The following is a 5,706-nucleotide window of genomic DNA, read 5'->3' on the forward strand; positions in this document are numbered from 1 at the left end:
CTGCGGCCGGCCTGGATCTCGGAGGCAGGGAGGAGTTGGTGGCGCGGCTGGCCGACCTCGCCGCGGATCCCGACGCCCCCGCGCTGGTGTTGGTTACCCACCATGTGGAGGAAGTGCCGCCCGGTTTCAGCCACTGCCTATTGTTGTCGGAAGGTCAGGTGGTCGCATCGGGGCTGCTGCCCGATGTGCTGACCGCCGAGAACTTGTCCACCGCGTTCGGCCAGAAGATCGCCGTGGACGTCGTCGACGGTCGATATTTCGCCCGGCGGGTCCGCACCCGCCCAGCCCATCGGAGGCAGCCATGACGCATGTGCCGCTAGTACCAAGGCCGGCAGCGACTGTGGTGCTGGTCCGCGACACCGAGCCGAGCCTCGGAGCCGGCCTGTCCGTTTTCCTGATGCGCCGCCACTCTGGGATGGAGTTCGCCGCCGGGGTGATGGTCTTCCCGGGCGGTGGTGTTGACGAGCGCGACCGCAATGCCGACCTGGGCGCGCGGGAGGCCTGGGCCGGCCCGCCGCCGCTGTGGTGGGCGCAGCGCTTCGGCGTCAACCCCGACTTGGCCGAGGCGCTGGTTTGTGCCGCGGCTCGCGAGACGTTCGAAGAGTCCGGGGTGTTGTTCGCCGGACCGGCCGCCGACCCGAACAGCATCGTCCGCGACGCCTCGGTGTACGGCGAATCGCGCGCGGCGCTGGCCGACCGCACACTGTCCTTCGCCGACTTTCTGCGCCGCGAAGACCTGGTACTGCGCTCGGATCTATTGCGGCCGTGGGCGAACTGGATCACTCCGGAGGCTGAGCGCACCCGCCGTTACGACACCTATTTCTTTGTGGGAGCGCTGCCGGAAGGTCAGCGCGCCGATGGCGAGAACACCGAATCCGACCGTGCCGACTGGATGTTGCCCCAGGACGCCATCCAGGATTTCGCTGCCGGCCGCAGTTTTCTGCTTCCGCCGACCTGGACGCAACTGGACGCGCTGGTCGGTCGTACGGTCGCCGATGTGCTGGCCGTCGAGCGCAAGATAGTGCCGATACAGCCCAACCTCACCTACAACGGCGAGAACTGGGAGATCGAGTTTTTCGACTCCGACCGCTATAAGCGCGCGCTATCCGGCGGTTCCCACACATGGCCGCAATGAACGAGTTTGTCAGCGTCGTGACCGGCGAGGGGCTGGCCACCTTGGTGGTGTCGCGACCACCGACCAATGCCATGACTCGCCAGGTGTACCGCGAAATCATTGTCGCTGCCGAAGAATTGGGCCGCTGCGACGACATCGCCGCGGTGATCCTGTTCGGCGGCCACGAAATCTTCTGCGCCGGCGATGACATGCCTGAGCTGCGGACACTGGCCGCCGCGGAGGCTGATACCGCCGCGCGGGTCCGGCGCGAGGCCATCGATGCCGTGGCAGCGGTCCCGAAGCCGACGGTCGCCGCCATCACCGGATATGCGTTAGGCGCCGGCCTCACCTTGGCGCTGGCCGCCGATTGGCGCGTCAGCGGCGACAATGTGAAGTTCGGAGCGACCGAGATCCTGGCCGGCTTGATCCCCGGCGGCGGCGGGATGGCGCGGCTTACCCAGTTCACCGGCCCCAGCAGGGCCAAGGAATTGGTTTTCAGCGGGCGTTTCTTTGACGCCGAGGAAGCTCTAGCGCTGGGCCTGATCGACGATATGGTGGCGCCCGACGACGTGTATAACGCCGCGGTAGCGTGGGCACGCCGCTTTCTCGATGTCCCGCCGGTGGCGCTGGCCGCTGCTAAGGCCGTGATCAACGATGTCCTGGAACTCGAACCGGCGCAGCGTGCTGCGGCTGAACGGCGGCGTTATGTCGAGGTGTTCGCCGCTGCTCAGGGGCGGGGCGGCGGGGGTGACCGGGGCGGCCGTTAGGCTACCCCGTATGACGAGCAGTTCCATCGACGTCGCGCCGAACCCGCACGCCACCGCAGAACAGGTGGAGGCCGCGCGGCACGACAGCAAGCTCGCCCAGGTGCTCTACCACGACTGGGAAGCCGAGAACTACGACGAGAAGTGGTCGATCTCCTACGACCAGCGCTGCGTCGACTACGCCCGGGGCCGGTTCGACACCATCGTTCCCGACGACGTTCTTGGCGAACTGCCTTACGACCGCGCGCTGGAACTGGGCTGCGGCACAGGGTTCTTCCTGCTCAACTTGATCCAGGCGGGGGTCGCCCGGCGCGGGTCGGTCACCGATTTGTCGCCCGGCATGGTCAAGGTCGCTATCCGCAATGGGCAGTCGTTGGGTCTGGACATCGACGGTCGGGTCGCCGACGCCGAAGGCATCCCCTATGACGACAACACGTTCGACCTGGTGGTCGGCCATGCGGTGCTGCATCACATCCCCGACGTGGAGCTATCGCTGCGCGAAGTGATCCGGGTGCTCAAACCGGGCGGTCGGTTCGTCTTCGCCGGGGAGCCCACCACCGTTGGTAACGAATATGCGCGCAGGCTATCGACACTGACCTGGCGGATCGCCACAAACGCCGCCAAGCTGCCCGGGCTGGGTAGCTGGCGGCGGCCACAGGCCGAGCTCGACGAATCTTCGCGGGCCGCCGCGCTGGAGGCGATCGTCGACCTGCACACGTTCACCCCCGGGGATCTCGAGCGGATGGCCACCAACGCTGGCGCGGTGCAGGTGCAAACTGCCAGCGAAGAGTTCACCGCCGCCATGTTCGGCTGGCCGATCCGGACCTTGGAAGCGTCGGTGCCGCCCGGACGTTTGGGCTGGGGCTGGGCGAACTTCGCGTTCACCGGCTGGAAGGCGCTGAGCTGGGTCGACAGCAACATCTGGCGCCACGTCGCGCCGAAGGGCTGGTTCTACAACGTGCTGATCACCGGAGTCAAGCCCTCCTGAGTGTCGGACTCACCTTCACCATCGACGACGTTCGGTACCTGAGGTCGGAATCCGGCGCCGCCGCGCTGGCAGCGGTCGCCGAGTTGGAGCTAAGCGAGGCGACCAGGATTGCCGACACCACCGCGGTGCGCGCTCGTTTTAGTGAGCGGGCGCCGGTTCTGGTGGAGACGACGCTGCTGCGGCGGCGCGCGTCAGACAAACTTGCCGGTCTGTGCGACATCTCGGCCTGGCTGTTCACCGATGAGGCGCTGCAGCAAGCCACCGCGGCGGCTGTGGCATTACACCGTGCCAGCCGCCTGACCGGTCTCGTGGTGCACGACGCGACCTGTTCCATCGGCACTGAATTAGCCGCGTTGCGTCGCGCGTCAGCAACGGCAGTTGGCAGCGATATCGACCCGGTGCGCCTGACGATGGCGCGCCATAACCTGGGTGCGGACGCCGACCTGTGTCGCGCCGATGCACTGCGCCCGGTGACTCGAGACGCGGTGGTTGTTATCGATCCGGCACGTCGCAGTAGCGGACGCCGACGCTTTGGCCTGTCGGATTACCAACCGGCGCTGGGCCCGTTGCTGGCGACGTACCGCGGCCGCGATCTCGTCGTAAAGTGCGCTCCCGGAATAAATTTCGACCAAATATGGGGGCTCGGCTTCGACGGTGAAATTGAAGTGACGTCATACCGTGGTTCAGTTCGGGAGGCATGCCTGTGGCCGCCCGGGTTGGCGGTGCCGGCGGTGCGCCGCCGGGCCAGCGTTCTCGATAGTGGCGAGCAAATTACCGACGGCGAGCCAGACGACTGCGGGGTGCGCCCCGTCGGGCGGTGGATCGTTGATCCCGACGGTGCCGTCGTGCGGGCCGGCCTGGTACGTCACTACGGCACCCGGTACGGGCTGTGGCAGCTCGACCCCGACATCGCCTATCTGTCCGGTGACCGGCTGCCGGCCGGTGCGCGTGGTTTCGAGGTGCTCGAACAGCTGGCGTTCGACGAGCGCCGGCTGCGTCAGACACTATCGGCGCTGGACTGTGGGGCGCTGGAAATCCTGGTCCGCGGCGTGCGGGTAGATCCCGACGTGTTGCGGCGACGGCTGCGGTTGCGCGGGAGCCGATCCTTGGCGGTGATTATCACTCGCATCGGTTCCGGCAGTGGCAGTCACGCGACGGTATTCCTTTGCTGTCCCTCTCGATAGCGGCCGGGTAGGCTGGCGGCGGTTACCCCTAGCGGCGCCATCCGCCGTTCGGTCTGCGAGGAAAAATCGATAATGCGTCATCTGATAGCGGCTGCAGTGCTTGCTTCCGCGGTCCTGCTCGCGTCGCCGGCAGCCGCCGCGCCGCCGACCTGCGCCAGCCTTGGCGGTTCCGTCGAGGCCGCGCAGATGTGCCATATCCATGCCTCGGGATCGACCTACACATTGGACATTGCATATCCAGTTGACTACCCGGACCAGCAGTCGCTGACCGATTACATCACCAAGAACCGCGACGGGTTCGTCAACGTGGCCCAGGGCTCCGGGCGCCGCGATCGGCCCTACCAGATGGACGCGACCAGCGAGCAACACAGCGCCGGCCAGCCACCACACAATACCCGCAGCGTGGTGCTCAAGTTTTTCCAGGATCTTGGTGGGGCGCATCCGTTTACGTGGTACAAGGCGTTCAACTATAACCTCGGGACCAAGCAGCCCATCACCTTCGACACGCTGTTCGCGGCTAATGCTTCGCCGCTGGACGCGATCTTCCCGATAGTCCAGCGTGAGCTGGAACGGCAGACGGGGCTGGGCTTGACGCTATCGCCGGGCGCCGGGCGGGATCCGTCGAACTACCAGAATTTCGCGATCACCGACGACGACCTGATTTTTTACTTCGCCCAGGGTGAGGTGCTGCCGTCGTTTGCCGGCGCTACTTCAGCCCAGGTGCCGCGCAGCGCCATCCCGCCGTTGGCTATCTAAGCTGCACACCGATCCGGCTAGCGATTCTCTCGCCGGCTGCGCCGATGCTCAGCACCGTGCGTGTCATGCAGCCAATGGCCGGCATGGCAAAGGCCACCCCGCTGCAGCCGGCCCAGAAAACCCCAGTCACCGCCCAGCGTCAGGACGAGTATGGCGGCTACGCCGGCGCGTAGCTGTAGACCTGGCCGTCGCTGGTAGCCGCGACCACCCGCCGGTCATATCCGATGGCTACTCCAACGGGATACCCGGTAGCGGCCGGTAGCGGATAACTGTTAGCCGTGTGGCCGTTGACCGGGTCGAAAACCAGCAACGACAAACCGGGCCCGCGCTCCTGCGGTGGACCGGCAACCACGGTGTAGCCGACGCTGTCGCCGGCCAGGCTTGACGTCGACAGCGGCATGACGTCATCGCGTCGCCAGGCCTGGTCGGCGTGGTCACCGGCGTCCCGAAAGGCCGCCAGCCGCGTGTCGGGACCACCGCCGGACACGATCAGGCCCTGCGGGTTGACCGCGGGCGGCGTCTGAGCCAGGAATCCGAGCGGCACCGACCACTTGACCTTGCCGTCGGAGGCGTGCAGCGCCCATAGGCGTTGGTCGCGGCCATTGACGTAGACAGTAGCGCCGTCGGCGGACAACACCGGGCTGGCGATCACACCGTCTATGACGGCGTCGCTGGCCCACTCGCGGGCCAGCTGTCCCCCGCGATACTTGAGCCCGACCAGACCTGCCGCCGAGGCGCCCGGCTGCCAGACGCCAAGCACCACTGTCCCGTTGACCGCTGAGAATGCGGGGGCGGCCGCCACGGGACAACCCATCCGCGCCGGCACACAATCGGCCAGCCCACGCATCGGATCTGCAGGATCGACACCCTCCACCAAATCCAGCGGGCTGCCGACCACCC

6 protein-coding genes and 1 pseudogene are annotated in these 5,706 nt (G+C 66.8%); 6 read left to right on the forward strand and 1 reads right to left on the reverse strand.

From position 1 onward, the window contains the following. The 6 genes and pseudogenes from F0Q45_RS23810 to F0Q45_RS23835 form a co-directional block, all read left to right on the forward strand. Positions 1 to 305 (forward strand): annotated as a pseudogene (locus tag F0Q45_RS23810) (ABC transporter ATP-binding protein); the annotation flags it as partial. Next, on the forward strand, positions 302 to 1,135 hold the full coding sequence (locus tag F0Q45_RS23815) for an NUDIX hydrolase (protein WP_149656247.1): 834 nt from the start codon (positions 302 to 304) through the stop codon (positions 1,133 to 1,135). The pseudogene F0Q45_RS23810 and the gene F0Q45_RS23815, both read left to right, overlap by 4 nt. Beyond that, positions 1,132 to 1,881, forward strand: coding sequence for an enoyl-CoA hydratase (locus tag F0Q45_RS23820; RefSeq protein WP_149656251.1), 750 nt, complete (start codon positions 1,132 to 1,134; stop codon positions 1,879 to 1,881). The genes F0Q45_RS23815 and F0Q45_RS23820 overlap by 4 nt, the downstream gene beginning before the upstream one ends. 10 nt (positions 1,882 to 1,891) lie before the next feature. Beyond that, complete coding sequence (locus tag F0Q45_RS23825; protein ID WP_149656248.1) at positions 1,892 to 2,866, forward strand: class I SAM-dependent methyltransferase; 975 nt, start codon at positions 1,892 to 1,894, stop codon at positions 2,864 to 2,866. After that, a complete protein-coding gene (locus tag F0Q45_RS23830; RefSeq protein WP_262491146.1) occupies positions 2,824 to 4,050 on the forward strand; it encodes a class I SAM-dependent methyltransferase in 1,227 nt (408 codons plus the stop codon). The genes F0Q45_RS23825 and F0Q45_RS23830 overlap by 43 nt, the downstream gene beginning before the upstream one ends. 72 nt (positions 4,051 to 4,122) lie before the next feature. Then, complete coding sequence (locus F0Q45_RS23835) at positions 4,123 to 4,806, forward strand: esterase (protein ID WP_149656249.1); 684 nt, start codon at positions 4,123 to 4,125, stop codon at positions 4,804 to 4,806. Positions 4,807 to 4,963: 157 nt separating this feature from the next. Here the strand turns inward: F0Q45_RS23835 and F0Q45_RS23840 are convergent. After that, positions 4,964 to 5,706: outer membrane protein assembly factor BamB family protein (locus F0Q45_RS23840; RefSeq protein ID WP_149656250.1), on the reverse strand; the 743-nt coding region annotated here is incomplete at its 5' end.

The organism is Mycobacterium simiae, assembly GCF_008370645.1.
Lineage (GTDB): Bacteria > Actinomycetota > Actinomycetes > Mycobacteriales > Mycobacteriaceae > Mycobacterium > Mycobacterium simiae_A.